This is a genomic window from Mesotoga sp. B105.6.4 (assembly GCF_002896535.1).
Taxonomy (GTDB): domain Bacteria; phylum Thermotogota; class Thermotogae; order Petrotogales; family Kosmotogaceae; genus Mesotoga.
Genome location: NZ_JWIM01000031.1, coordinates 1 through 25,025 on the forward strand (window position 1 = coordinate 1; position 25,025 = coordinate 25,025).

Below are 25,025 nucleotides of genomic sequence, written 5' to 3' on the forward strand. Positions count from 1 at the left end.
CGTATTCACCCCCCAGGGGAATTGGACAAGTAAGTTAGGAATAGTAGACTAAGAAGGGGTGAATATGGATGAAGCATCCGAGAGGCAAGAGTTATGATCCTGAGTTCAAACTTAGATTAGCTAAGGAGTTTGCAGAGACAGACAAGACACTTGAAGAGATTGCACAAGAGAATGGAATAAGCTCCAAGACATTGAACAATTGGACTGTGAAATACAGAAAGGAAGGAGAAGCTGCGTTTTTTAAGGGATCACGAGGGGGAAGTTTCATTAGAGATCCAAATAAGATTCCACCTGTTCTATACAAGGAACTGGGACTTGACAAGATAAGAGAGAATCCAAGTGATCTCAAGGGTCCTTTTACCGAGAAAGAGAAGCTATTGCTAGAAATAGCCGAATACAAATTGCAGGTCAAGATACTGCAAGAAGCGTTAAAAAAAAAAGAGAGAAACCGAATAACTGACAGATTCCTGGCTGACGATTATATAGGACTGGGCTTTGCAATTAAGTTTGTTCTACTCGTCCTTTCTTTTCCAAGGAGCAGCTATTACCACAAGAAGAAAGTGAAGGTTATCCTTGTCGGTAAGCCACCTAAGAGAACTCGCGGTTTCTGCAACAAGAGAGATGGAACAATGATTACCGACATTGAACTTGAAGAGATACTCCTCGAGATTTTCTATTTTCACGATCCATATGATCCAAGGTATTACTTGAAGGTCCTCGGCAGTAAGAAACTTAGTAAGTATCTACTGAACGAGATGGGTATAATAGTCAACCACAAGAAGCTGCACAGACTGAGAAAGAAGCTGAGGCTCGTAAGGAAGTACTACACCAGACATACGCATCCTGTAAGACGCTCTACAGTGCATAGATTGAATAGACCCGGAATACTCTGGGAAGCAGACATTAAGGTCATATCCACCATCACGGAGCCTGAGGTCAGAGGCAAGAGGTCGGAAGAGCGAAGAGATCTTGATCTTCTTACCTCTAGCCTCATTCCCCTTACCTCTGATCCGCCTCGTCGTCGTCGATTGCCCAAGAACGAAGATCAGGTACTCGCTCCGGAACGAAGAACCGATTATCCTCGGAGAGCGGAGAACCGTTCAACGGTCAACCAGGTTCTCTTGCTCTTTCCTACCACGAACCGCTACCCCCCAACCCCGGCTTTTGCTTTTTCTTACAACTTGCACCTTGGAACTTGCAACTGAGCTTTTACAAGCGTTCAGCGGGTCCTCGTTCTTAAGCGTGCAGCGGCTCTTCCAGCGTACAGCGGCTCTTAACCGACAGGCTTGCTATGTTACAATTTAAATTATGATAAAATAGTTTGTATAGTATGGAGTACACGATAGTTTAGAAGGAGGCGTGCAAATGAGCAATTATCACGAACCGTTTGAAAAGCTTAGCGAAAAGGCAAAAGACATTTCCAGAGCTCTCAACAGCCTCAAGGAAGAGATCGAGGCAGTTGACTGGTACAACCAGAGAGTCGATGTTTCGGATGACCCTGAACTCAAGGCAGTCATGGCTCACAACAGAGATGAAGAGATAGAACATGCGTGTATGACTCTTGAATGGCTCAGAAGAAATATGGACGGATGGGATGAGGAATTAAAGACATATCTGTTCACGAATGCCCCGATAACCGAAGTTGAAGAAGCCGGTGAAGGTTCTTCCGGAAATGGCGGTCTCAACATCGGAAAGATGAAATAGGAGGGATTGCGATGGACCTTTTCAAAAGGCAATTGGCCCCGTTATCAAGCGAGGCATGGGAAGAGATAAACGAGAGAGCAAAGCAAGTACTCAAGAGCTACCTATCGGCAAGAAAGATCGTCAACGTTGTTGGACCTAAGGGCTGGGAATACTCTTTTCTGCCCGAAGGAAGAGTGATGCTCCTGGATAGAGAAGGTGAAATCGGGGTGGGCTTGAGAAAAGCAAAACCTCTAATAGAGGCTAGAATCCCGTTCAAGCTGGTGCGGTGGCAGATGGATGATATAGAAAGAGGCGCAAAGGATTCAGATCTTGCACCTCTTGAAGATGCGGTTAAGCAAATCGCGCTCTTTGAAGAGAGAGTCATCTATAACGGCTACGAAAAGGCTTCAGTCGAGGGAATCGTTGAAGCTAGCGAAAACGACCCCATTCCTCTCGGATCGAAGCCAAATGAAATCATTGAGTCTTTGTCTAGAGCAGTCCAGGTTCTGAAAGACAACTTCACTGACGGACCGTTTGTCCTTGTGGTCAATCCAGATACTATGTCTATGCTGAACTCACATGTTTCCGGTTATCCTCTGGTGAAGAGAATCGAGTCCTTCCTGGGAAGTGAGATTGTGGTCAGCAGAGTGTTGAAAGATGCGCTTCTTCTGCCGAAGGATCACGAAGATCTTGAGATGGTAATCGGCGGAGATTTCGAAATCGGTTATCAAAGCAGCACAGACGATGAGGTAGAGCTCTTCATAACGGAATCATTTACTTTCAGAGTTCTTGATCCGGCGATCATAGTAAAGCTCACTGTCTGATTCACATTCCAATAAGAGACCGGGAGCATGAAGCTCCCGGTTTTTTTCATATGTCTAGACCCTCTCTACCTTGATTCTGGTGTTGTAACCATTTAGGTTCCATTCGGTCCCGGTATCGAGTCCCTCCTGGAAATTGACGCTGTTTGAAAGCGTCTCTTCTTTTATGTAATCACTGAATGTCTCTATTGCTTCTACAAGAGCATCGGGCCCGAAGTAAGCTACAGTGATTCTATCTGTAATCTCAAAGTCGGCTTCTTTTCTCATTGTCTGTATCTTCGAAACCATTTCTCTTGCAAGCCCTTCCTGCAGAAGATCGGGAGTGAGTTCGGTATCGAGAATGACAAAGTTGTCGTTGCTCATCTCGAAAGTAAAGCCTTCCAGTTCCTGTATTCTTATGTCCAGATCCTCTTCCGTCAGATCGAAGAGCCTTCCGTTAGCTTCAACGGAGATCTTACCGTCGTGTTTGACTCTTGCGACAACCTCAGAAGGTTTCATTAACCTTAGGGCATTGCCGATCGACTTGAGATCTTTGCCGAACTTAGGACCCATAACTCTGAAATTCGGCTTGACTTCATAGTTCACATAGTCTCCCAGCTCTTCAATGTATTCTATGTTCTTGACGTTGATCTCTTCGAGGATCAGCTCGCGCATTGACTCGACGATCTTTCTTATATTCCCGTCCACTAGAATCTTCGGCAGAGGTTGCCTGACCTTTATCTGGACCTTGTTTCTACATGCTCTACCCAGTGTCACAATGTCCATGACTGTGGCCATTCTCTTTTCGAGTTCAGGCTCGATCAAGCTCTCGTCGGCAACCGGATACAGTTCCAGATGCACAGACTCCTTTTCCTTGTGGGTAAGGTTTCTGAAAATCTCTTCGGCCGTGAAAGGTGCAATTGGCGCCATGAGTTTTGCGATGGTCAGCAGTACTTCATAAAGCGTGAGATAGGCTGCCTTCTTGCTGTTGTCGAGTTCGCTGGTCCAGTATCTGTCTCGTGTCCTTCTCACATACCAGTTAGAGACTTCCTCGACGACAAAGTCCTGAATCGCTCTCACTGATTTCGTAAGATCATAATTGTTCAGAAGCTCTGTCACTTCCTTTACCAGAGTGTTCAGTCTGGACATTATCCATCTGTCAACCTCTTCCCTTTCAGGAACAGGCAAGTCGAAATTCGCAGGGTCAACGTCGTCAACATTTGCGTACATTGTGAAGAATGAGAATACACTATGCAGGGTTCCAAAGAACTTGCTGTAAGTGTCCTTCACTCCGTCCTCATCGAACTTTGTGGGAACCCATGGTGGCGAGACGGCCAGCAGATACCATCTGAGTGTATCTGCACCGTACTTCTCGATTATCTCCGACGGATCAACAGTATTTCCCTTTGACTTCGACATCTTCTGACCGGTCCTGTCTAGAACCAGATTGTTAACCAGAACGTTCTTGTAAGGAGACTGGCCAAAGAGGAATGCAGAAATCGACATGAGGGAGTAGAACCAGCCTCTAGTCTGATCTATACCTTCGCAGATGAAATCTGCTGGAAATAGCTCTCCCATGAAATTGTCTTTGTTCTCGAATGGATAGTGATGCTGGGCCACTGGCATTGCCCCTGAATCAAACCAGCAGTCAATGACCTCAGGGGTCCTAGTCATCTGTCCACCACATTCGCATCTTAAATGAACGTCATCTACATATGGGCGGTGAAGCTCGATGTCTTCTGATATATTCTCGACCGCTCTCTCTGCCAGTTCCTTTCGTGATCCAACCGAAGTCAACTTGCCACAATCATCGCACTTCCAGATGTTTAGAGGAGTTCCCCAGTATCTATCTCTCGAAAGGGCCCAATCTACCATGTTTTCGAGCCAGTTACCGAAGCGGCCCTCCCCAACAAACTTTGGGTACCAGTTCACGGAGTTGTTCACTTCGATCATTTTATCTCTATACTCTGTAGTCTTTATGTACCACGACTTTCTTGCGTAGTAGAGAAGCGGCGTATCGCATCTCCAGCAGAACGGGTAGGAGTGGGTCAAACGCTCCTTTTTGAATAACAGATTCCTCTCCTTCAGATAGCGAACAATGAGTGGATCGGCATCCCTTACAAACATCCCTGCCCACGGTGTCACTTCTTCTGTTATCTTACCTTCCTTGTCGACAAGCTGGAGAAGCGGGAGATTGAATTTCCTTCCGAGTATGTTGTCATCTTCTCCAAAGGCAGGAGCCATATGCACTATACCCGAGCCGTCTTCAAGAGAGACAAAGTCCCCGTAGACAACAAAGAATGCCTTCTTGTCTACGCTGGCAAAGGGGATCAGCTGTTCATACTCGAGATTAACAAGATCTTTGCCTTTGAGTTCTTCAATAACCTTGTAATTGCCTTCTTCACCGAGCAAAGCACTGAGGCGATCCTTGACCAGGTAGTAATATTCGACTTCGCCGGTATCCAGCATCGCTTCAACCTTTACGTAGTTGAATCTGGGATTCACTGCTAGAGCAACGTTAGAAGGAAGCGTCCATGGAGTCGTCGTCCATACTATGAAGTACTCGTTTTCCTTTCCTTTCAGTCGGAACTTCGCGTATATAGAGTCAATAGTCTCATCTCTATAGCCCTGAGCAACCTCGTGAGAAGCGAGGGGAGTACCGCATCGCGGACAATATGGCATTATTTTGTGGCCCTCATATATGTAGTCTTTGTCAAAGTACTGCTTAAGGATCCACCAGACAGATTCTATATAGTCGTTGTCCATCGTTATATACGGGTGCTCCATATCTATCCAGTAACCGATTCTCTCTGTCATTTTCTTCCACTGACTTTCGTACTTCCAGACGGATTCTTTGCACTTGTGATTGAACTTCTCTATGCCAAAGTCCTCAATCTCCTGCTTCGAAGAGAAGCCCAGCTGCTTTTCAACTTCGATCTCCACAGGAAGACCATGCGTGTCCCAGCCGGCCTTTCGCTTCACCTTGTATCCTTGCATCGTTTTGAAGCGACAAACTGCATCCTTCAACGTTCTCGAAATTACATGATGAATTCCGGGCATACCGTTGGCAGTAGGCGGACCCTCGAAAAAAACAAACTCGGGGCTCCCCTCCCTAACAGTGACACTTCTGTTCGCTAGATCATCTTGCCTCCAATAGGAGAGTACTTCTTCTTCTCTATCAGCTGCAGGGCGTCTAAGGTCTACTTCTTCAAACCTTGGCATACTTCGTCTCCTCCTGTCTTGAAGTATTCGTCGAATAATGTAGTTCAATTATGAGGGTATCTGTCAATTTTTGCTTTAAGAATAGAAAAACTTGAAGAGTGCCTGTGAAGAGACTGGACAGGCAATCTGTCCTAGAAAAGCGTCTTACTCTGTAATCCCCGGCTCTGAAGTTGTACCAGGCATAGATTTCTTCTCCTTCTCAACGGTTATAGCCGCTTATAGATAATATAATACAATACATTTCAAACTTGTCAAGCAAAATCGACAACTAGAAATCTAAACGAAGCATCCGCGCAGGGCGGATGCTTCAATGAATTGGAGATTGTTTCGATCTCTTACAAAATACGCTCTTATTTCACCATTCCTTCTTTGCTCGCTCATAAGCCAGATCAAGAGCATAAGGCCATTCCCAGAAATCAGTCTCACCTTTATCTTTAGCTTTCAAAGCCTTGTAAACTCTCTCTCTGCTGAGCGGGTAACTGTGAATTCTCATACCAGTCGCCCTGAACAATGCGTTGTTTGTTGCCGGTGCAGGGGCTATCATCGAGTGTTCACCGACTCCGCGGTTTCCGTAAGGTGAAATCTCTTCTGGTGTCTCTTCCCAGAAAGCGTCGATCTCACCTGGAATATCCTTTATCGTGGCAATCTTGTAATCCGTGAAGTCTGGAGTGAGTAATCTTCCATATTCATCGTAGATCATAGCTTCCATTAGACAGGCAGAAAGACCCTGAACCGTTCCTCCTTCAATCTGACCTTTGATGTTTATTGGAGTGATAGCTTTGCCGACATCGTAACCCGCACAAACTTTGTTTATAATGATTCTCCCAGTCGCCGGATCGACTTCCAAATCTATTCCCACTGCGCCAAGAGTGAAGTGAACGACACTCTTTGGAGACTGCCCGGTGTCTGGATCGGGATAGATCAAGTCAGGCGGTGTAAATGAGCCGCTTCCGATTATTGGGCCGCCCTTCAGAATTCCGTCTGGCATTTTGAAACCGTTCTGAACTCTTTCGTCAATCCTTTCGCTCTTGCCAAGTTTGTGACACTTAACGACTCCATGCTCTATGCTTATCGTCTCGACAGGCGTCTGCCAGTATTCGGAGAAAAGAGCGAGGAGCTTCTCTCTTAGCTCGCTTGCAGCTAGCTTTACCGCCATGCCCATCGACCAGCAGGATCTGCTTGCTACAGTTTGCCAGTCGTAAGGATGGCTCTGTGTATCTGGATAGTAGACCTTTATCCAATCATAAGGAATCCCGAGTTCTTCGGAGACTATCTGAGCATAAGCGCTATACGTTCCCTGACCCATATCCATTGTGGCGGCAAGAACTTCAACCGTTCCGTCTCCGTTGAGTTTGACAATGGCTGATGAAGAAGCGTCGGCGGGAATTGCAGGCGCCTTTATTGCCAGCGCGATTCCCTTTCCTCTCTTCCAACCCTTTCTTATTGGAGGCTCTTCTTTGAGGGCATCTATGCTCTTTGCAACCTTGTCGATTATTTTGTCGAGAGCATGGTCATGCATTGGCATTCCGGTACAGGTAGTCTGCCCCTTCTTCAAAAGGTTCTTCTTTCTGAACTCAACTGGATCTATGTTCAGTTTGTGAGCGACTATATCAACCACGACTTCAAGTGCGCTCATTAGCTCCGGCAAACCGAACCCTCTGTAAGCACCTCCAAATGGCTTGTTTGTGTAAACTGCATAGCAGTCCGACCAGACGTTCGGAATATTGTAAGCTCCCATTGATGTGTAACCGGCGCTTCTAACCGGGTTTGCTCCATATTCGGCAGAGATTCCCGTGTCAAACCAGAATGTGTGGCGTATACCCTGCATCAGGCCGTCTTCACTGACTGCAAGCTCGATTCTAGCCACAAATCCCTGGCGGACCCACGAGGTCAAGAGGACTTCTTCTCTTGGTATGAAAAGCTTTACAGGCCTTCCTTTCAGATCCTCATCCATAGCTGCTGCAAGGCAGAGAGCCTCGATAGTCATCCCTGCCTTCCCTCCGAAGCCGCCGCCTATCGGAGGCGCGATCACCCGAATCTTGTTCAGTGGATACTTTATCCCCTTGGCGATTATGTCTCTCACTGTGAAGGCGGACTGCGCCGAGGTCCAGATCATTATCTCTCCAGATGCGGGATCTTGCTTGCAAATTGAACACAGTGTTTCAATATAACCATGAGCAATCTGAGGACACGTAATCGTCTCTTCAAAGACGTGAGCCGCATTCTTGAAGGCCGCTTCGGTATCTCCTTTTCTTATCCTGAACCAGTTGGCAATATTGGTATTTGGCTGAGGAGTAATGAAGTCTACGTGCTCGTATTTGTGGAGGTCGGGATGAACAAGCACTGAATTTGTGGTAGCTGCCTTGACCGGATCGAAGATAGCTTCGAGCTCTTTGTATGTTACTTTAACCTTCTTGACCCCTTCTCTCGCGGCCTGCTCGGTTTCGGCAACAACTAGCGCAACGGGCTCTCCAACATATCTTGCTCTCCCAATTGCCATGGGCGTTCTATCCTTTAGATATAGACCGAAGTGATGTGGAAAGTCTTCTCCAATCAGGACTTTAAGTACACCGGGAATCTCCAGCGCCTCTGAATAATCGATTTTCAGGATCTCTCCGTGTGCTACAGAAGAGCGTACGACCGCTGCGTGAAGCAGTTCGGGACCGAACCTGAGGTCATCGGTAAATTGAAGTGTGCCCTCCGCCTTCTCGAGATCATACTTTCTTGGCAACCACTTCCCAATTCCGGTCTTTGTCTTAATCGTCTTCACGCAACTCACCTCCTTTAACCTTTCCGGAAAGAATGGCGGCACTTTTCTTGACCGCCCGGATAATCGAGAGATAACCCGTGCATCTGCAGATATTTCCCGAGAGAGCTTCTTTTATCTCTTCCTCAGAAGGAGACGGATTCTTCTTGAGCAATGCATAGGTTGTCATGACCATCCCCGGAGTACAGTAACCGCACTGTATTGCGCCTTCATCTACGAAGGCCTGCTGAATCGGATGAAGCCTGCCTTTTTTGACAAGCCCTTCTACTGTTAGCACTTCCGCACCCTCGGCTTCTCGCGCAAGGACAAGACAAGACTTTTGAGGAAGTCCATTTATGATAACCGTGCATGCTCCGCACTCTCCCTCTTCGCAGCCTCGCTTCAGGCTTGTAACACCGTATTCTCTCAAAGCATTGAGAAGGGTCGTTCTGTCCTCGACTATCAAGGTGGCTTTTCGGCCGTTGAGTGTCAGAGTCACATGTTTGTCTTTCATCTGCGAACACCTTCTTCCACGGGACCTTCCAGACAACAAGAAATCGCCCTGCTCGTCAGTTCGGCAATCATGTCGATCCTGTATTCTCTGGATGCTCTCACGTCCGTAATGGGATCAACAGCTCCAGCTGCAAGCTCTGCGGCTCGTTTGATAACCCCGTCATCTATATTACCGGAAGAATTGAGGAGTTTTTCCGCCTCCGTCGCTCTCAGCGGTCTGGGAGATACGGCACAGAAGGCAATCCTGAACTCCCTGTTATCCCCCTTGAAGAGCGTACAACAGACGGCTGCCTGAGCTATATCCAGAGCCTCTCTTCTGATTGCTTTGAGATAGCAACCACTTGTTTCAACTACGGGTATGGCGATTCTTATTCCTGTCACAACCTCGTCGACTGCCAGGGAGGTCTTCTTGGGTCCGATTATGAATTCGGATACCGGGACGTTTCGGGTGCCGTTTGATCCTGTGATTTCAACTTTGGCGTCATAGCATACTAGAGGAGCTATCATATCTCCGGAAGGAACCGCAGCACAGACGTTGCCTATAACGGTTGCCCGATTCCTTATCAGTGGATCCGAGTGCGCCCTGCAAGCCTGCACCAGCGCAGGGAAGTAACGTTTCATTGAGCTGTCTTCTATAATCTCACTAAGAGTCACGAGCGCCCTGATTTCCACATTGTCCTCGTTTATCGTTATTCCTTTTAGCTGCTCGATTCCCGTTAGGTCGATTATATAGTCCGGCTCCTTTATGGATTTATGTAGCCAGACAATAACGTCAGTACCGCCGCTCTTGATTATGGCATTCTTTCCATGACGTCCAAGTGCATCCAGGACCTCGGAAAGTGAGCGCGGCCTTTCCAGAACGAAGTCACGCATCCATATCGCCACTCTTTCGGTTGGATTTATTCCTCTTCGTCGAACGCAACTATTCTACTTATACAAGACTCTCCGCCGACAAATCTCCACGGGAAGCACCCGATAACCATTCTCTTGTTCAATATTTTGTCTATCTCTCCACCAACGTTCTCGGCGTGAATAATGTCGTATGGGAAGAGAAGCACATGCATAAGCTGGTAGTCCTCGTCGGGGAAGATCTCTTGAAGGGACTTACCATACTTCTTCTGCATATAGCGGTCACACTCTTTCGCCTGAACAGGCATCCAGTCACGGATCTTTGTATTCATTGGATGGTCGGCAGAACCGCAGTCAACTCCTATCCACTTTATCTTCTTCTTTTTGCACCACTCGGCAAACTCTCTTGTCGGCCCAGGGTGTTTGATCATGTATCTTACTTCGTCTGCCTCCGGCTGGTCGTAAGCGTACTTGTGATACCCTGTGTTGATGATAAGGATGTCGCCTTCTCTTACTTCCACTCTTTCTTCTATGTCCTTTGATGTGTAGATCCCGTAATCCTCTGCAATGTCCGAGAGATCAACGATAACTCCTGGCGCAACGAGTTCGTCCAGAGGTATGCTTGCGATGTCTCTACCATGAGTGCAAAAGTGCAGCGAACCATCCAGATGGGTCCCAACATGGTTAGAGTGAGTAAGAAGTTGACCGTTCGCACCGTTTGGAGCCAACCTCTTGAAGAATTTGATCTGAAGCGGCTCATAAGTTGGCCATGGTGGTGTCAGATGACTGATCGGTTGAGATAACTCGTAAATCTTGATCTTGTCCCAGTTTTTCGGTATCATACTCTTCCTCCTTTATTTGGAATATTTCTCGACGAACGCTTCCGCTGCCTTTACAAAAGCTTCAGAAGGCATTCTAACAATTCCGGCACCCACCTGCCCTTTGCCGGCCTCTCGATGAGCTGCGCCTGTATCCAGGATAGGAGTGATGCCTGTCTCCACAACTCTGATTAGATCAATTCCTGTGGGAGTTCCACGGAAGTTCAGTGCGGGAATTGTGAAGTGCTTGTTTTCTCCTATACAGATTTCATACATCTCCTTTGTGTAGTTCACTGCATCTTGAGGTGTACCTCCAACAAACTGGACGATCGCAGGAGCTGCGGCGAGGGCAAAACCACCTATGCCGTAAGTCTCCATAATCGCACTGTCTCCTATGTCTCGATTGACATCCTCCCTTGTGAAACCAGGGAAGAGCAAGACATCCGGCAAGGCCGCCTGGCAGGTGAACCATTTGTTCTTCATTCCGGCGATCTGGATCCCGAAGTCTGTACCGTTGCGAGCCATTATGGTGAGCATACTCGATCCTTCGACGTAACCAACACTGTCGAGCGAGACCTTTGCCGCCGCCATACCGGGATTAAGAAAGAAATGATCATTTCCCGCCACAAATTTAACAACTCTGGAGAGATCAGGGTTGCTCCCCTCCGCATCAATCATAGAAGGTACGAGGGTACGAATGAGAAGTGAAGTAGCTGCCCTGTTTCGGTTATGAAGCTCATCCCCCATGTGTAGAGACTGAGATATAAGACTCTTAAGGTTAAGACCCCCGTAATCGTTCACGAATTTCCGGACCCCGCTTCTCAAGACAGGATACAGAACTTCTCGCATCCAGTTCAGTCTCTCAATAACCTCTTCACTGAACGCTCCCATTCGCAAGACCTTACCGAGTCCCTCGTTCAGCGTTGCATAGCTCCTCTTTCCAGAATTCTTTTCCTCAATGATCCAAACCGGCAGGTTAGGGGATATTATCCCTGCCATTGGGCCGACAGCGTTATGATGATGGCAAGGTTCAAATGAGATATTTCCTTTCGAAGCAAACTCCCTTGCTTTCTCCGGAGTTTCGGCCCAGCCTTCATAAAGGATCGCACCGGTCACGGCACCTATCATAGGTCCCGACATTCTGTCCCAGGTTATTGGCGGTCCTGCATGAAGTATCATCTTCTCTTTGAAGTCCGGAATAACATCTTTTGCCATGCCGAGATCTACAATATGGGGCTCGGCTTTCAGAAGCCTTTCAAATGCGATGGAGTTTGCCATTTCAATACTATTCAACTTCCTCACCTCTTAACTTTCTCAATTTATCCATCAGTGAGCTCTTCGCAAGAGGAGGTCTCCAGTTGACCTTCACTGCGGGTACCTCCTGATCCTGAAGATCGAGATAGAATCTTTCCATCCCAAGATTAACTACTTTCGGACCATTATCGAGTAGATCTTTGAAGGACATAGTCAACGCTCCTTTCTCGAAACTAAACTGGCAGCCAGAAGAGCTGCTCTTGCATTGCTCTCGCAGACTATAACACCTGCTTCCTCCAACAGAGTCCTCTGCCTGCCAAGATCTTGAGGATCCCCGTCTGTCCCGCAGACATAAGCTATATATATCGGTTTCGTTTCTCTATTTACAGACTTGATTGCCTCAACAACGTCGAACGAAGGATTATCAGCACTTCCATACCCGAGGACAACATCGAAAAGGATGACAGCTACCGAACGGTCTTCAGATTGCTGTTTCACCTGTTCGGCTCTGAAGGATGGATCTATCATGGGGTGTAATCTCCCTTGAGTGAACTCGTCTTCGCCATAGTCGATGAATGAGTGTCCGATTGGTTTCAAGCTGTTCTCCAGTTTGAAATCTTCCCTCAACGGAGCATTTCCGTAGATTGGATTTATGTGTGCCTGAGCTATATACTGCGCTTCGTAACAGAGAGTGCCGCCAGTGAAAAGCCCTCTTACATATTTTCCATGAACCGCGCTTACAGGTCTCTTTTCGGCCAACTTCACGTACTCTGCCTTCAACTTATCTCGAGCCATAGAGACGTCTCTGCCTTTTATAAGGGCCTCGGCCACAACTGCGCACTCTTCAAGTTCCGTAGTGTAGAAGAGTTCGTCTTCATCTTTTCTAGGATCATCTCCCATAAAGCAAATCACGCTCTTCTTTTGTGTTTCTTTGAGGCAAGCCAGAATCTTCTCTCTTACTTCCGGCGCAGGCGGCTTCCCTACGGCTACAATCAGTGAAATGTCGGGATCTTTTGCCAGTTCTCGTATGCCTCTCAGGAATGATATTCCTCCAACTGACTTCTTCACGTCTCTGCCTCCGGTTCCAATTCCATGCTTGACGCCAACATCCCGGCGGCAGAGCTGCACCATGACTTCTTGAAGACCGGTGCCTGATGCCGCAACAATTCCAACCGGACCTGTAGGGCACACGTTAGAAAAGGCAAGTCCTTTCCCATTGATAACAGCTGTACCACAATCCGGGCCCATTACGATTAGATCGTTGTTCTCCGCGAAACGTTTAAGTTCAATCTCATCTTCAATTGTGACGTTGTCGGAGTAAAGCATTACGTTCAAACCGTTCTTGAGGGCCTTCATAGCCTCTGCTGCTGCATATCTACCGGGCAGAGAAATGAGAGCAAGATTGCTTTCGGGAAGTACAGAGAGAGCTCCCTGAAGAGTTGCCGGTGAATACTCGGTGTCCTTCTCTTCCTTCTTCCAGGGAGGCGAGGCAAGATAGGAACGGGCCCTTTCAAAGATGTCCTCTATCCCTTCTCTTTCGTAGTCGATTCCGATCAGCAGATCGTCGGGTGAAAGCAAACCCGTGTCTACTTCGAACCCGGCCGCTCTCATGATGGTTATGTTTGCCTCTGTTGCCATATTCAGCGAAGCATCTTGGACTCCCTCAATCTTCTTAAGTTCCTTAGCCACAAGCATCAGAGTGACGCTATCGTAGTATTCGCCTTTCACGACCTCGATTCTCTTCATTTGAACCTCCACAAGCAACAAAGGTAATACAAGAAAATCCCCGTTGCTCCGACTTGATTCCGAAACCTATCGATACCGATAGAACGATTTATCTTAGTCTTTCCCATTAAGCCTAACAATATCTCTAATACGGTCATTCACCAAGTTCAAGTCCATAGGCAAGGCCGGCAAGCCATGCCTTTCCCGACAGATGACCCCATTTTGTGATACTGTCTGTCTTTTCAAGTACCCGGGTTGCATCACCGTCTGCAATAGCTGAAACCATTTCGATTCCTCTCTTCCAGAATCTACCCTCAAGAGCATCCTTTATCATTTCTGACGAGAACCAGCTCGTTTTTCGATCAAGCATCTCTCTTTCGATTGTCAACAAGCTCTTCTTTCTACCCGTGAAACGGAGAGCCATTATCCAGCCAACCAAAAAGTCATCACCTGCCGGTGTATACCCCGGTCCAAGTCCTATCAATCTCTCCGGTTCATCAATAGCTTCAAGAAGGCAGCTAAACTCCTCTGCATCCATGAACTCCAACCATTCAAGCCAAAGGCCTCTCAGCTTCTTATCCGGTAAACCGTTGATTTGAGACGGATCAAAGCCCACAGAGGCACCGTCAATACCGACCATAATCTCTTGACCTACCCCAAGGGGAGGAAATGCCTCAATTAATGACGATCTTGGAAGATAGTCCTCAGGGTCGAGCAAGACAGAGTATCTTCTTCCGCAATGATCCATCAGGTTCAAGGCCGTTCTATAAGCACTTCTTACAGTAAGCTTTTCGACTTTGTTTCCCCAATCTGCGCTTCTCTGAAAAGGATAAAGAAGAATCATATTACCCCTTTTTCATGCAATTCTTCAATCTCCTCTAGACTTATTCCCAGCATTCCCGAATAGATCTCTTCGTTATGCTCACCGAGTAATGGCGCAGGTCCGGAAATTGATGCCGGTGTTTCAGAGAACTTTATTGGCACACCAGGCATTTTCAAAGTTCCATTCCTGTGAGATACCTCGACAATCATCTCTCTTGCTTTGATCTGCTCGTCTTCAAAAAGATCGGCGACGTTGTTTATCTTGCCCGAGGGGATGTCCAGTGCCTCAAAGGTGCCGAGCCATTCCTTGGATGTTTTCTTCTTAAGCTGAACTCCTATAATCTCCATCAACTGATCGATATTCTTCACCCTTGACGGGTTATTCGCAAACCTCGGATCTTCGCAGATGTCTGCTCTTTCGATAGCTTTGCAGAATTTCTTCCAGATGCCATCATTTCCCACAGCTATGTTTATCATTCCATCCAGAGTCTCAAAGGATGCAAATGGCGCAATTGATGGATGCCTGTTTCCAATTGGAGTCGGAATCTCTCCGGTTGCCGCATATCTTGCTATTGCGTTCTCCAAGACAGCGACCATACTATCTAGCATAGCAACATCCACTTTTTGTCCAGATCCCGTGCTGTTTCGACTCTGAAGTGCCGCAAGTATTCCTATACACGCAAATGTTCCACAAAATATGTCTGCAATAGAGCTTCCTACCTTCGTTGGATAATGTTCATCGGGACCGGTTATACTCATGATTCCACTCAATCCCTGTATGATCAAATCATAGGCTGTTCTCTGGCTCATGGGACCGGAGTGTCCGAAGCCCGAAGAACAAGTATATATGAGCCTCGGATTCATCTCTTTCAGCCTTTCGGCGGAGAAGCCCAGCCTTTCGAAAACGCCCGGTCTGAAATTCTCGACCAGAACATCGGATCTCTCGATCAGCCTTTCGAGAAGCTTCTTTCCCTCCTCGGTCTTCAAATTGAGAGTAATGCTCTTCTTTCCTCTGTTTATACTCATGAAATAAGCGCTTTCTTCACCAACAAAGGGGCTGAATGATCTCGAATCATCGCCCCCATCGGGTCGTTCAACTTTGACAACAGCTGCGCCCATGTCGCAGAGCAGCATCGTACAAAACGGTCCCGCTAGAACACGGGTAAGATCTAATACGAAAAGCCCTTCAAGGGGTTTACCCAAAATTATCTCCTCCTGTACGGAATACGTTTTGAAGGTTCAAACACGCTTTTTCCTTCAGCAAGAATATCCCTGTACGAATCTAGGTTTCTGTCTTCTATGTGGTCGAAGATCTGGTCTCTAGACGTCCCAGGAACTATCTTCTTAATCGGATCCTCATCGAGTTCGGCAGAAACGAATTCTTCACACCCAGAAGCCTGAACTAGCTTTGCTCCAGAAGGGTGGACAATCATTGACGAGCCGAAGAAATTCGCTCCGCTTGCATCCTTACCAACGAGATTCGAAGCAACCCAGTAAACATGATTGTCATACGCCCTCGCCCTGTTCGTGAGCTCCCACTGATCAAAGGATCTCATAAATGCCGAGGGCCTGCAGATTACTTCCGCCCCCTTAAGAGCCGTAACTCTTGCCAACTCGGGAAAATCCCCATCATAGCAGATCACCACACCGATGTTGCCAATGGGTGTCGAAACAACTAAAGGATCGACTCCAGGAGTTGTCCAACCTCCCGCCGACAGTCTCTCCGTGGGGAAAGGATGTGTCTTCCTGTATACTCCTAGAATTCCCTCGGGACCGAGAATAGCAGCGCTGTTGTATATAACCCCTCGCTCTCTTCCGCGTTCATAGGTGGGGAAACACAAATATATCCCAAATTCACGAGCCCACTTCACTCCCTCATGTGTAAGACGGCCGGGAATTGGTTCCACGGTATCCCAAAGCGAATTCGCGTTTCCGAGCGGGGTGAAACCCGTAGTAAAGCTTTCAGGCAGAACTATCAGCGAGGCTCCCGTTTCTTGTTTGCACCTGGTTATCCAGCGATATGCAGCTTCCAGATTCCTTGCAACCCTCATTGGTTCTGCTTCAAATTGAATAGCTGCGGCCACAAACTTCTTCATAGTCAGCAATCCTTTCATTTAACATAAAAAGTACCTATATTTCACAATCTAGCACATCACAGGCGGAATTGAGAAATGGTATTTTCAGACTTTACAACTGATCATCCTTGAACAACCACTCCTTTCAGGCTGTCTCGCGCTTTTCTTTAGAAAGAACAATTCCAGACTCAAAAGTTACGAATTGTTGTTCTCCTTTATTCGACGAGAGCAGAGGTCTTTGGTCACCCCCAGAGGAGTAAGACAAGTAAGTGAGGAATAGTAGACAAACAAGGGATGAATATGGTTGTGACCGAAGATGAAAGCTATTTTTCATTCAGTTTATTTCATAGTGCTACTGTACCATGATAGCGATCAGTACGGTTTGTCTGGAAGGAGGATACCCCTGAACCTCAAAGAGTTGAAATATCTCTCGCTTTCGAACATTTGCCTTTGCTTTGTCTTCCTCATGGCCGGCCGGGTAGGGGTCGCCGGTGTTGTCCCATCAGCCTACGATTTGAGGAACGTCGATGGCAGATGCTATATGACTCCGGTAAAGTCACAATGCGTGCCCGGTCAATGGTGGAATTCGGTCTCTCCTAAGTTTTGGTGATGCATAGCTACGGTTGTACTCAGTTAATTCAGTAAATTCGTCAAGGATTCTACTCTTCTCCTTCTTTCCAGCCTTCCTGTACTTCTCTGAGTATTTCTCAATCAATCCAGTCATGTCTATTCTCTTCATCTTCGCCCCTACCTCTTTCAACTTGGCATTCGCGAAGATTATCCCCTTCATCCTTACCTTTCGAGTAGTTTTATTTTTGATGCAACGTTACCCTTTTCAAGTAGATTATTTGTGATGCATATCGTCTGCTTGACTTGTAACATACCGAAGTAGTATATTTGGTTAAGCTAATTCAGCGAGGGATTATTATGGTTGTCAATCAATTTCTAAATAAACTGAATATGTTCTGGTGGTGGAGCTGCCCCTTCGGTGGGGGTTAGCCTTTCGCTACTAGGGTAAACCCATATTGAAGGGGCTCTCATAGTTGAGAGCCCCTTTACTTTTGAGGAGGTATATTGGCATGAAGAAAAGAATTATTGTGAATTTGAAGTCGGAGGAGCTTCCACGAAGCTGGTATAACATAAAGGCTGACTTACCATTCAAGATGGATCCGCCTTTGAATCCGGCAACCAATGAGGTGATCGATCCTGCAGATATGATGGCGATCTTCCCGAAGTCGATTGTTGAGCAGGAGATGACTGAAGAAAGGTTCGTCCCTATTCCTGAGCCCGTTCTGGATGAGTATGTGGTATTCCGCCCCAGTCCACTTATAAGGGCGACCTTTCTCGAAGAGTATCTCAACACTCCAGCGAGGATATACTACAAGTATGAGGGCAACTCCCCGACCGGAAGTCACAAAACGAATACGGCAATAGCGCAGGCTTATTACAACAAGGCCGATGGAATAACCGAGCTAACTACGGAAACGGGGGCCGGACAGTGGGGTAGCGCCCTCTCGTATGCGGGCAGGAAATTCGGTTTGACGGTAAGAGTCTTCATGGTGAGAAACAGTTTCCAGTCGAAGCCAATGAGACAGCACATGATGAGAATGTTTAATGGAGAGGTTGAGCCGAGCCCTGGTGAACACACCGAAAGCGGAAGGAAGTTCCTCAAAGACAGGAAGAATTTCTCAGGTTCCTTGGGAATGGCAATTAGCGAGGCTATCGAAATCGTTCTGAATTCTAAGACGAAAAAGTACTCTCTCGGAAGTGTTCTCGATCATGTTCTTCTTCATCAGACAGTGATTGGTCTGGAAATTGAAAAGCAGCTGGAGATCCTTGGCGAAAAGCCTTCATCGATTCTTGGCTGTCACGGTGGCGGGTCAAACTTCGGCGGATCAATCTTGCCGTTTGTGAAGAGGATATTCGAAGGAGAAAAAATTGAGTTCGTTGCCTGCGAGCCAGAATCATGTCCTACGCTTTCTAAAGGCGAGTATCGGTACGACAGCGGAGACACTGCTGGATTCACGCCGCTGCTGAAGATGTATACGCTTGGGAGAGAGTTTGTTCCACCCGCAATTCATGCCGGTGGTCTCAGATATCACGGTGCGGCTCCTCTCGTGTCGCGATTAGTGAAAGAAGGCATTGTCACTCCGGAAGCTTTCCCTCAAGAAGAGACTTTCAAAGCAGGTCTTCTCTTCGCCACAACGGAGGGGATTGTTCCCGCACCGGAGTCAACCCATGCAATTGCAGGTGCTGTGCGAAGAGCAATTGAGGCAAGGAAAAACAGAGAAGAGAAGGTTATTGTGTTCACTCTGAGCGGGAATGGCGTTCTAGACCTCTCTTCTTACACTAGCACAATCGAGGCGCATAAGGACGTGCTCAACTTCGACAACCTGCGCTCATAAGGCGTTGTAGAGCATTGACTTGTTGAAATCCTTTTCGTCAAACGGTTTCAGATGATTCTATGTTGCAGAAGTCAATTAGAAAATGTTAGAATTTGGTTGTGATCTGAATTCTAGCTAGGGGGTGTACCTGTGAATAAGAAAGAACTTATCGCTGTTCTTGCACAAAGAACTGGAGCAACCAAGAAACTTGTTGGAGACGTAGTTGATAGTTTTATCGGCGTGGTAGGGGAAGAACTCTCAAAGAACCGGGAAGTTAAGCTAATAGGTTTCGGAACGTTTGAAGTTACCATGCGAAAGCCCAGGATGGGTGTCAACCCGAGAACGAAGGAAGCTATCGAGATTCCTGGCGGGAAGGTTCCGAAATTCAGACCTGGCAAAGAGCTAAAAGAGAAAGTTCAGTAATAATTGTCCTGCCGATAAGAGATGAAAGTGGAGCTTAGTCTCCACTTTTTTCACTAGCCCATCTCGTTACGGCTTCAACCGCCTTACTGTTTTTCAAGACAGAGCGGAGGTCATCTTCAGAGGCCTCTGAGATTCCTTTGATGCTTTTAAAGGCCTTCAAGAGTGCCTTCTTTCTTTTCGGTCCTATTCCCGGAATATCATCTATCTTCGAAGTTAGAAATCTCCTCTCCCTCAGAACTCTGTGATAGTTAATTGCGAATCGATGCGCCTCATTATCTATAGAGATGATCATTCTCAACACCGGATGTTCTTCTTTGAGTCTTACTCTGTCGCGATTATCAAGAAACACAAGCTCGTTGAACTCCTTTGCGAGTCCAACCATCTCGTATTCTTCGATCCCTATCTCTGCAAATGCCTTCTCAACTGCTCTCAACTGAGGTTCTCCTCCGTCAATAAGCAGAAGATCGGGGAGAGGGTACTTTGTGTATCGCCGTTTGACTACGGTTGCCATTGCTTCGAAATCATTTGGTTCTTCAAGCTCGCTTATTCTGTACCTTCTGTACTCCGACTTGTTCGGCTTACCGTTATCGAAAACAACTACTGAAGCGACTGTGTAGAGACCTTGTGTATGAGAGATATCGATTCCCTCGATTCTCGAGGGAAATCTCTTCAGTCCAAGTATCTGCTGAGCCTGTCGCAGCGAATGAGCCGCATTCAGTCTTATCTTCAGCTCTTCGTCGATATTCTTGAAGGCGATACTTAGAAGTCTCTCTTCCTGCTCATCACGGGGATCTCCAATGTAATCAAAATCTCTTCTGAATTGCCTCACATCTTTTTTCTTCAGACCGGTTACGATTAAAGACTTTGGAATTCTGTTCTTCTTGGCGTAGTAAAACTGGGTAATGAAATCCATAGGAGTACCATCCGGAAAGTCGAAAACCAGCTTTCCCAAGAGCATTCCTCCCCTTACCTGCAGCAGGGCAGCGAGCCCGGCCGAAACGGCCAATATGTCTGCCTTCAAATCTAGCGGGGCTTCAACCCCCTGAAAGGCGTAAAGGTCATCCATCGACGACAGAATGTCCCTTATTTCTGCCGCCCTTTCGAACTGAAGAGCCTCCGACAGAACAGTCATCCTCTTGAGGAGAGCTTCTCTAACTTTTATCGTGTCCCCTTCAAGGAATTCGGTTAGCGCAGAAAGCTGCTCTTGATACTCTTCAGGAGAGACCTTTTCAACGCAAGGTGCCGAACACATTTTCAGATGATATAGAAAGCAGGGTCTCTTTATCCTGCCGAGATCATATGTGCATGTGCGAATCTTGAAGACTTTCTGTAGGAATTCGAGTAGCTTTCTGACAAGTCCGGCGCTCGTGTATGGACCAAAATAAGTGCCTTCGAGCTCCTTTGTTCGCGTGATCGCAATATAAGGATACTCCTCAGCGGAGATGTATATGTATGGATAAGTACGCGAATCCTTCAGGAATACATTGTACTTCGGCTTTTTACTGAAGATTAGATTCGCCTCGAGAAGCAGAGCCTCTCTTTCGGATGTGACCATTATGAAGTCCAGATCCTCCGACTCTTCGGCGATGCGTCTGGCCTTTTCGTTCTGAGACCACGTCGACTCTCTGAAGTATGAGAGGACTCTCCTCTTCAGCTTCTTTGCCTTTCCTACATAGATTATTGCATTCTTTTCGTCCTTGAAGATATAAACTCCGGGTTCCTCCGGAAGCTGCGAAGCCTTGTTCAGTATTTGTTCATTCATTTCGGTTCAACAACTCTCTGCAGATGACTCTCTCAGATGAACACCGGGTTCTTTCTAAGAGACTCCATACTTCTCGTCCAATGGGATTGTTCACACCGCCAAGAAAGTTAGCCAACTGCAGGTGAAGACACTTAACCATTTTCAGATTTCTTACCCCTCCAATACCTCTTCCAAGCAGCAGCAACTTCTGCGATTCAGATAGAGTGCACCGACCGAGGATTCTCTTTTTGATCAACGTGGTTTCTTCATGGGCTTTGAGATACTCGTCTGCAAAAACGCCGTCACGTTCGATTCTCTTCTCGAATTCAGTTATCATTCCCTCGCTCTCAAGACGGGAGACTTTCTCCTTCAAAAAGGGGCAGCTCAGCCAGAAAAGTGTCGGGAAGGGCTTTCCATAGGAAATGAGGGAGGACTCAATAACTTGCGGAAATCCCCATTCGCAGACTCTGGCTACTCTGAAGTCGTTCTTCAGTTCTCTTCTTAGTTGAAGAGAGACTATTTTCTTCTCAATTTTATCGCTTTCCAATCTCCGTCTTCCCTGCTGTTCTCTATAAGAAAGGTTCCTTCAATAAGGTTTCCGATCTCACTGAACTTGTCTTTGTAAATTCCCGAGAGGATTACGGTACCGTGTTCATCTAGAAATCTCTCTAGGTCAAGAACAAATTCTCTCAAAAGCTCTACAATCATATTCGAGACAATTATGTCAAAGCGCTCTTCGGGTTTTACAGAGGACAGAAATTCCGATTGTCTTGCATCTATATACACATCATTTATCCTCGCTGTCTCATTGGTCTTCTCTACCGAGTGCTCGTCTATGTCGAGCGCCACGACCTGTGATGCGCCCTTCTTCGCAGCAATTGCCGAGAGGATACCTGTGCCGCAACCCACGTCAAGAACTCTAGAACCTCTGACAACGGCTTCAACAAGAAGAGAGGCAGCCAGCTTCGTTGACTCATGAAGGCCAGTGCCAAACGCCATTCCCGGTATAATTCCGATCTTATTCGGATCGACCACTTTTTCCTCTTCCTCAAGAGGAAGGACTTCAACGCTTTTGCAGAGCTCGAACGGTACCAGAGTCTCTTTCCATTTCTCGAACCAATCCTTTTGTTCGGTGAACCCTAGATCGGAGAACTCCATCTTACTTAGGAAGTAAGGTAGTTCCTCCCCTTCTTCAAGAAGTACATGCAGAGCAATTCCAGAGTCGACGGTCTTCTCGAAGAAGAGATTAGAGAATCCTTCATTCCAGCTGATTCCCTCAATCAAGTCGTTTTCTTCTTCTGAAACAAAAGAGACTAAATGTCTGTACTTCACTTCTCAGCACCTGCCTTATCGAGCCCTTTACGAAGAGCTTCAAGAGCGTGCTTCGCGGCAAGCTGTTCTGCCGCTTTCTTCGTCCTACCCTCTCCTTCACCGACGATCTTTCCATCCAAGAAAACACCGACTTTGAACCACTTGTCCTGAGGTGGTCCTTCGTCCAGAATCGTTTCATAAGATGGTCTAGAGCTGAAACGAGCTTGGGTTAACTCCTGAAGTGAAGTCTTGTAATCAAGAATCAGCTCGCCGTTGACCGCCTGATCAATATAGTCGCAAAGCTTTGACTGAACAAAACTGACCGAGGCCTCAAATCCACTTGTCAAGAAGACTGCAGCAAGAACGGCCTCAAACGTATCTGCGAGAATAGAATCTCGATCAGACCCACCCGTTTGCCTCTCTCCTTTTCCCAGAAAGACGAAGTCTCCTATCCTCATGAATCTTGCGACATCGGAAAGGACTTTTTCGCTTCCAACCATCGCCCTGATTTTCGACATGTCGCCTTCGGACAATGAGTATTCATCAAACAGCGTTTTCGCAAGTGACAGTTCAAGAACCGCATCTCCTAGAAACTCCATCCTTTCGTTTGACTCCAGAATCCTCTCTCCGTTCTGCGCGAGCTCGTTAGTGAACGAGGAATGGCAGAGAGCCCTGAAAGCGAGCTCTCTGTTTGCTTCAATTCCGTTTATTCTGCAAAACTCATTTACTTGCTTTTCTTCCTCGACGCTTAGCATTACCGGGCAATTCTCCTGATCTTCTCAACCATTTTGCCGCTCGAAAGACCGCAGAGATCGAATAGCAGCTCATTATCACCGGAGAACATATATCTCTCTACACCAAGCTTCTCAAATCTCTCAGGCATTATCTTCGAGTCGATCAAATAGTCCGATAGAATCGTGCCTAATCCACTCTCCACATTGTGATCTTCTGCGGTTATGACGACTTTGGACAAGTGTTCTTTGACACTATCGAAATCCGCTTCTAGAGGGCAGCTGACGTTAAGAACCGTGACTTCTATTCCCTCTGACCTGAGCTTGTCTGCAGCCTCAACGGCCTTATGGGTTACCTGACCGGTCGTAACTATGGTTATACCCTTTCCTTTCCTGACAACATCGACCTTGCCATATTCAAACTTGTATCCATCGCCGAAGAAAGCTCTTCCATTCTCATCGGAAATTGGATTCATAGTAGATCTTCCCATGGCAATGACGAAGTTTCCTTCAGTCGCGCTCACATACCTTACAGCTTTGTCCGTCTGATTAGGATCTGCCGGCACGATAAGCTTGAAGCCAAATAGATTCCTCAAGGCCCCAATGTAATCAATACAGTGGTGAGTCTTTCCATCTTCTCCCACGTCTATTCCTACATGGGTCACCCCAACTTTGACGTTTGCTTTGTTTATGTCGTTCAGCCGTTGCTGATTGTAGGTTTCATCGATTCCGAAGACTCCAAAGTCTGCAAAGAAAGTAAGCACACCACATACGGACGCAGCACCGGCAACCGTTGCCGCATTATGTTCCTGAACTCCAATCTGAACGAAGTTCTCCGGCCAGACCTTCTCGAACTCGCTTACCTTCGTTGAGGGTTTCAAATCACAGTCAACAACCATCATCGGGACTTTTCCCTTGTTCAGCCTTCCAATATCTGCGAGAGCCTTCCCAAAGGCCGATCTGTTGTCGGTCTTCTTGTCAACAGGATAAACTATCGAATCTCCCGTGACAGGTCTTACCACTTCGTCAATGGGGCGCACATGTTCATGATATGAAGGAAGCTCCTTCCTCATTTCGACATATCTTTCGATATCACTTTCAAGGCCAAGCTCGGCAAGCGCAGAGGCGGCCTTCTCCATATCCAGAGGTTTGCCGTGATACGAAACATCACCCTCCATGAAGGAAACACCTTTTCCCATAACTGTTCTGCCAATTATGACTGCGGGGATTTTTGAATCGAACGCTTCCACGAGAGCTTCATTGAGCTCGGCATAGTCGTGGCCGTCGACCTCTATAACCTTCCATCCATCAGCGAGATAGTTTGCCTTAATGTCCACGTACATTATGTCGCTCGCTTTTCCGGAGATCTGAGCATCATTGTAGTCGACAACAACAACAAGGTTATTGAGCTCGTATTTCTTGGCCGTTCTTCTTGCCTCCGCCACCTGACCTTTTGCCTGTTCGGCATCACTCATGGCTACTATCACCCTGTTGTTTTTCCCTCTGATTTTCGAAGCAAGGGCCATGCCAACACCTACGGACAACCCCTGTCCAAGATTTCCTGTAGTCCATTCTACGCCAGGAATCCCTCTTGTGATGTGACCCTCGAATATCGATCCGGGATGCCTGAATCCGGCAATTGCCTCGTCAATGTCTATAAAACCCAATCTCCCAAGTGTCGCATATACCCCGGGAGATGTATGACCGTGGCTTACAACAACCCTATCGCGTTCGGGATCGTAGGGGTTCTTCGGATCTTTCTCTGCAAAATCATAAACGGATAGGAATATGTCTATCGATGACATTGAACCGCCCGGATGACCGGAATTTGCAACTGTGGTCATCTTTATGATGTCTCCCCTGCACACTCTTCCAAGGTTTTCTAGTCTCTTAATCTCATCTTTCGTCAGCAAACGCGCCATATCCAA

General features: G+C 47.0%; 21 protein-coding genes and 1 pseudogene. 5 read left to right on the top strand and 17 right to left on the bottom strand.

Annotated elements, in window-relative coordinates:
- Positions 1–68: 68 nt before the first annotated feature.
- The 3 genes from RJ60_RS06930 (at position 69) to RJ60_RS06940 (ending at position 2,507) form a co-directional block, all read left to right on the top strand.
- A complete protein-coding gene (locus RJ60_RS06930) occupies positions 69–1,205 on the top strand; it encodes a transposase (protein WP_103134316.1) in 1,137 nt (378 codons plus the stop codon).
- Positions 1,206–1,365: 160 nt separating this feature from the next.
- On the top strand, positions 1,366–1,704 hold the full coding sequence (locus RJ60_RS06935; protein WP_099829308.1) for an encapsulin-associated ferritin-like protein: 339 nt from the start codon (positions 1,366–1,368) through the stop codon (positions 1,702–1,704).
- A gap of 11 nt (positions 1,705–1,715) precedes the next feature.
- Positions 1,716–2,507, top strand: coding sequence for a family 1 encapsulin nanocompartment shell protein (locus RJ60_RS06940; protein WP_103134317.1), 792 nt, complete (start codon positions 1,716–1,718; stop codon positions 2,505–2,507).
- Positions 2,508–2,561: 54 nt separating this feature from the next.
- Here RJ60_RS06940 and ileS read toward each other — a convergent pair whose 3' ends face one another.
- The 12 genes and pseudogenes from ileS to RJ60_RS16090 form a co-directional block, all read right to left on the bottom strand.
- On the bottom strand, positions 2,562–5,705 hold the full coding sequence (gene ileS / locus RJ60_RS06945; RefSeq protein ID WP_103134318.1) for an isoleucine--tRNA ligase: 3,144 nt from the start codon (positions 5,703–5,705) through the stop codon (positions 2,562–2,564).
- A gap of 355 nt (positions 5,706–6,060) precedes the next feature.
- Positions 6,061–8,475: a xanthine dehydrogenase family protein molybdopterin-binding subunit gene (locus RJ60_RS06950; protein ID WP_103134319.1), complete on the bottom strand. Its 2,415-nt coding sequence runs from the start codon at positions 8,473–8,475 to the stop codon at positions 6,061–6,063.
- A complete protein-coding gene (locus RJ60_RS06955; protein ID WP_099829312.1) occupies positions 8,462–8,965 on the bottom strand; it encodes a (2Fe-2S)-binding protein in 504 nt (167 codons plus the stop codon). The genes RJ60_RS06950 and RJ60_RS06955 overlap by 14 nt, the downstream gene beginning before the upstream one ends.
- Entirely contained in the window at positions 8,962–9,837 is an 876-nt protein-coding gene (locus tag RJ60_RS06960) for a xanthine dehydrogenase family protein subunit M (protein ID WP_099829313.1), read from the bottom strand. Before RJ60_RS06960 ends, RJ60_RS06955 begins: the two co-directional genes overlap by 4 nt.
- Before the next feature lie 26 nt (positions 9,838–9,863).
- Entirely contained in the window at positions 9,864–10,655 is a 792-nt protein-coding gene (locus tag RJ60_RS06965) for a cyclase family protein (RefSeq protein WP_099829314.1), read from the bottom strand.
- Positions 10,656–10,667: 12 nt separating this feature from the next.
- Positions 10,668–11,933 (bottom strand): DUF1116 domain-containing protein, encoded by a 1,266-nt coding sequence (locus tag RJ60_RS06970; RefSeq protein WP_103134320.1) that lies wholly within the window; start codon positions 11,931–11,933, stop codon positions 10,668–10,670.
- A complete protein-coding gene (locus tag RJ60_RS06975; protein ID WP_103134321.1) occupies positions 11,917–12,096 on the bottom strand; it encodes a hypothetical protein in 180 nt (59 codons plus the stop codon). The genes RJ60_RS06970 and RJ60_RS06975 overlap by 17 nt, the downstream gene beginning before the upstream one ends.
- A 2-nt stretch (positions 12,097–12,098) precedes the next feature.
- Complete coding sequence (fdrA, locus tag RJ60_RS06980; protein WP_103134322.1) at positions 12,099–13,631, bottom strand: acyl-CoA synthetase FdrA; 1,533 nt, start codon at positions 13,629–13,631, stop codon at positions 12,099–12,101.
- 133 nt (positions 13,632–13,764) lie between these two features.
- Entirely contained in the window at positions 13,765–14,454 is a 690-nt protein-coding gene (locus tag RJ60_RS06985; RefSeq protein WP_103134323.1) for a DUF2877 domain-containing protein, read from the bottom strand.
- On the bottom strand, positions 14,451–15,635 hold the full coding sequence (locus tag RJ60_RS06990; RefSeq protein WP_103134324.1) for a CaiB/BaiF CoA-transferase family protein: 1,185 nt from the start codon (positions 15,633–15,635) through the stop codon (positions 14,451–14,453). Before RJ60_RS06990 ends, RJ60_RS06985 begins: the two co-directional genes overlap by 4 nt.
- Before the next feature lie 2 nt (positions 15,636–15,637).
- Complete coding sequence (locus tag RJ60_RS06995) at positions 15,638–16,528, bottom strand: carbon-nitrogen hydrolase family protein (protein WP_099829320.1); 891 nt, start codon at positions 16,526–16,528, stop codon at positions 15,638–15,640.
- A gap of 574 nt (positions 16,529–17,102) precedes the next feature.
- Positions 17,103–17,231, bottom strand: a pseudogene (locus RJ60_RS16090) (ISNCY family transposase); the annotation flags it as partial.
- Positions 17,232–17,586: 355 nt separating this feature from the next.
- Between RJ60_RS16090 and RJ60_RS07005 the strand changes: the two are divergent.
- Positions 17,587–18,912 (top strand): TrpB-like pyridoxal phosphate-dependent enzyme, encoded by a 1,326-nt coding sequence (locus RJ60_RS07005; protein ID WP_103134326.1) that lies wholly within the window; start codon positions 17,587–17,589, stop codon positions 18,910–18,912.
- A 129-nt stretch (positions 18,913–19,041) separates the two neighbouring features.
- Positions 19,042–19,314 (top strand): HU family DNA-binding protein, encoded by a 273-nt coding sequence (locus RJ60_RS07010; protein WP_103134327.1) that lies wholly within the window; start codon positions 19,042–19,044, stop codon positions 19,312–19,314.
- 34 nt (positions 19,315–19,348) lie between these two features.
- Here RJ60_RS07010 and uvrC read toward each other — a convergent pair whose 3' ends face one another.
- From uvrC to RJ60_RS07035, 5 genes are read right to left on the bottom strand one after another with little or no spacing between them, the layout of a single operon-like run.
- The gene (gene uvrC, locus RJ60_RS07015; protein ID WP_103134328.1) at positions 19,349–21,076 is read right to left on the bottom strand and encodes an excinuclease ABC subunit UvrC; all 1,728 of its coding nucleotides are present in this window, start codon (positions 21,074–21,076) and stop codon (positions 19,349–19,351) included.
- Complete coding sequence (locus tag RJ60_RS07020; RefSeq protein ID WP_103134329.1) at positions 21,069–21,602, bottom strand: DUF501 domain-containing protein; 534 nt, start codon at positions 21,600–21,602, stop codon at positions 21,069–21,071. Before RJ60_RS07020 ends, uvrC begins: the two co-directional genes overlap by 8 nt.
- Positions 21,572–22,387, bottom strand: a complete 816-nt coding sequence (locus RJ60_RS07025) for a 50S ribosomal protein L11 methyltransferase (RefSeq protein ID WP_103134330.1) — start codon at positions 22,385–22,387, stop codon at positions 21,572–21,574. Before RJ60_RS07025 ends, RJ60_RS07020 begins: the two co-directional genes overlap by 31 nt.
- Positions 22,384–23,121: a ribonuclease III gene (gene rnc / locus RJ60_RS07030; RefSeq protein ID WP_103134331.1), complete on the bottom strand. Its 738-nt coding sequence runs from the start codon at positions 23,119–23,121 to the stop codon at positions 22,384–22,386. Before rnc ends, RJ60_RS07025 begins: the two co-directional genes overlap by 4 nt.
- The gene (locus RJ60_RS07035; protein WP_103134332.1) at positions 23,121–25,019 is read right to left on the bottom strand and encodes a transketolase; all 1,899 of its coding nucleotides are present in this window, start codon (positions 25,017–25,019) and stop codon (positions 23,121–23,123) included. Before RJ60_RS07035 ends, rnc begins: the two co-directional genes overlap by 1 nt.
- Positions 25,020–25,025: the final 6 nt, after the last annotated feature.

Coding starts and splice junctions, on each gene's coding strand:
- ileS (WP_103134318.1), bottom strand. CDS start 5,705: ATGCCAAGGTTTGAAGAAGTAGACCTTAGACGCCCTGCAGCTGATAGA.
- RJ60_RS06975 (WP_103134321.1), bottom strand. CDS start 12,096: ATGTCCTTCAAAGATCTACTCGATAATGGTCCGAAAGTAGTTAATCTT.
- RJ60_RS07035 (WP_103134332.1), bottom strand. CDS start 25,019: ATGGCGCGTTTGCTGACGAAAGATGAGATTAAGAGACTAGAAAACCTT.
- fdrA (WP_103134322.1), bottom strand. CDS start 13,631: ATGAAGAGAATCGAGGTCGTGAAAGGCGAATACTACGATAGCGTCACT.
- RJ60_RS06930 (WP_103134316.1), top strand. CDS start 69: ATGAAGCATCCGAGAGGCAAGAGTTATGATCCTGAGTTCAAACTTAGA.
- RJ60_RS06960 (WP_099829313.1), bottom strand. CDS start 9,837: ATGCGTGACTTCGTTCTGGAAAGGCCGCGCTCACTTTCCGAGGTCCTG.
- uvrC (WP_103134328.1), bottom strand. CDS start 21,076: ATGAATGAACAAATACTGAACAAGGCTTCGCAGCTTCCGGAGGAACCC.
- RJ60_RS06955 (WP_099829312.1), bottom strand. CDS start 8,965: ATGAAAGACAAACATGTGACTCTGACACTCAACGGCCGAAAAGCCACC.
- RJ60_RS07005 (WP_103134326.1), top strand. CDS start 17,587: ATGAAGAAAAGAATTATTGTGAATTTGAAGTCGGAGGAGCTTCCACGA.
- RJ60_RS06995 (WP_099829320.1), bottom strand. CDS start 16,528: ATGAAGAAGTTTGTGGCCGCAGCTATTCAATTTGAAGCAGAACCAATG.
- rnc (WP_103134331.1), bottom strand. CDS start 23,121: ATGCTAAGCGTCGAGGAAGAAAAGCAAGTAAATGAGTTTTGCAGAATA.
- RJ60_RS06940 (WP_103134317.1), top strand. CDS start 1,716: ATGGACCTTTTCAAAAGGCAATTGGCCCCGTTATCAAGCGAGGCATGG.
- RJ60_RS06985 (WP_103134323.1), bottom strand. CDS start 14,454: ATGATTCTTCTTTATCCTTTTCAGAGAAGCGCAGATTGGGGAAACAAA.
- RJ60_RS06935 (WP_099829308.1), top strand. CDS start 1,366: ATGAGCAATTATCACGAACCGTTTGAAAAGCTTAGCGAAAAGGCAAAA.
- RJ60_RS06965 (WP_099829314.1), bottom strand. CDS start 10,655: ATGATACCGAAAAACTGGGACAAGATCAAGATTTACGAGTTATCTCAA.